This is a genomic window from Bradyrhizobium sp. P2_E8 (genome assembly GCF_056403875.1).
The window spans coordinates 1-1,610 of the sequence record NZ_JBFUES010001344.1 but is presented as its reverse complement, the minus strand read 5'-3'; the positions used below and the strand labels follow the sequence as shown (position 1 = coordinate 1,610).

At 66.5% G+C, this 1,610-nt stretch carries 3 protein-coding genes; all 3 read right to left on the bottom strand.

Translation table 11 applies throughout. The features are described 5' to 3' along the window. On the bottom strand, positions 1–665 hold a 665-nt coding region (locus AC1D00_RS40285), incomplete at its 3' end, for an amidohydrolase family protein (protein ID WP_477014531.1). Positions 666–677: 12 nt separating this feature from the next. Beyond that, on the bottom strand, positions 678–1,061 hold the full coding sequence (locus AC1D00_RS40280) for a RidA family protein (RefSeq protein ID WP_477014530.1): 384 nt from the start codon (positions 1,059–1,061) through the stop codon (positions 678–680). Positions 1,062–1,086: 25 nt separating this feature from the next. Continuing rightward, positions 1,087–1,610: fumarylacetoacetate hydrolase family protein (locus AC1D00_RS40275; protein WP_477014529.1), on the bottom strand; the 524-nt coding region annotated here is incomplete at its 5' end.

Below are 1,610 nucleotides of genomic sequence, written 5' to 3'. Positions count from 1 at the left end.
TAGGGCGGGCCGGCCTTCGAGGTCTTCTCGCCGAGCGACAGCATGACCCAGAAATTGCCCTTGGCGAGCAGCTCCAGCATCTTGCGCAGGTTCGGATCGTTCCTGCCGGCTTGCGGATCGGGGCGCGCCATGTGGTCGATCAGGACGGGCACGTCGAGATTCTCGTACTTGGCGACACTGGAGACGATGCCGTCCTTCTCCGGCTGGATCTTGACGTACCAGCCGAGCTCGCGAATGCGGGCGATGGCGCGGGCGAAATCGGCATCCGACAGCACCGCGCCGAGCTCCTGGCGGAAGCTGAAGCGCGCGCCGCGCACGCCGGCGTCGTGGAGCTTGGAGAGGTGGGCGTCGCTCGCCTCCGCGAACACCAGCGCATTGGCGCAGCCGCGATAATTCGGGCCCATCGCGGCGAGGCCGTCGAGCACGACGGAATGATCGGCGCCATAGGTCGTGGTCTGCACGATGATTCCGCGCTCGATGCCGAGCGCCTTGTGCATCCACAGCGCCGCTTCCCAGGTCGCGGTCGGCATCCGGTAGGCCGCACCAGGGCGCTCCGGATATTTGTCGATGGGGCCCAGCACGTGAAACTGGCTGTCGATGGTTCTCCGTGGCGGCGCCTTGACCGGGCGACGCGGGTTCGGGTCGAACGGCAGATAGGTCGGCATGCGAATGCTCCTTCAGTCGATCACGGCGGTGAAGTCGCACTGCACCAGCGCGCCGCCGTCCATGTTGTCCATCGGCAGCGCGTGGCGCGCCGGGCGCGAATGCTCGTCGGGAAACATCTTCAGCCACTCGACATTCACGGGCCCGCGCTGCGAGCGGTCCTTCAGCCACACCGTCATCTTGATGATGTCGTCCGTGGTGCCGCCGGCCGCCTCCACCGTCGCCTTCATGTGCGCAAACATGTTGGCGCATTGCGCGTCCAAGCTCTCGGGCATCGCGCCGGCCRCATCGCGGCCGAGGATGACGCCCGACATCACGAGATTGCCGATGCGGCAGGCGTTCGGAATCGGGTTGGCGTGCTTGAAGCCGCCGATATGGATGCTCTTGCGCCGTGTCATGGTGCGCTCCCTCATATGTGTTGGTTCAGACGAACTGGCACGACACCGAGCCGAACGCGCCGTAGTCGGCGTGGAAGGTATCGCCGCGGCGGATGTCCACCGGACGCGTGAACGATCCCGCCAGCACCACCTCGCCGGCCTTAAGATATTCGTCATGCGGCGCGAGGCGATTGGCGAGCCAGGCGATGCCATTGGCGGGATGGTTGAGCACGCCGGCGGCAAGCCCGGTCTCCTCGACCTCGCCGTTGCGGAACAGGAGCGCGCCGATCCAGCGCAGATCCGCATCCATCGGGCGGAACGGCCGGCCGCCGAGCACCAGCGCGGCATTCGCCGCGTTGTCCGAGATCGTGTCCATGACCTTTCGCGTCTTGCCCGTTTCAGGATCGACGCGGTGCATCCGCGTCTCCAGAATCTCCAGCGCCGGCGTCACGTAGTCGGTGGCGTTGAGCACGTCGAAGATGGTGCAGTCGGGCCCGCGCAGCGGCGCCTTCAGCACGAAGGCGAGCTCGACCTCGATCCGTGGCGCGTGAAAGCGGTCGAACGGGATGG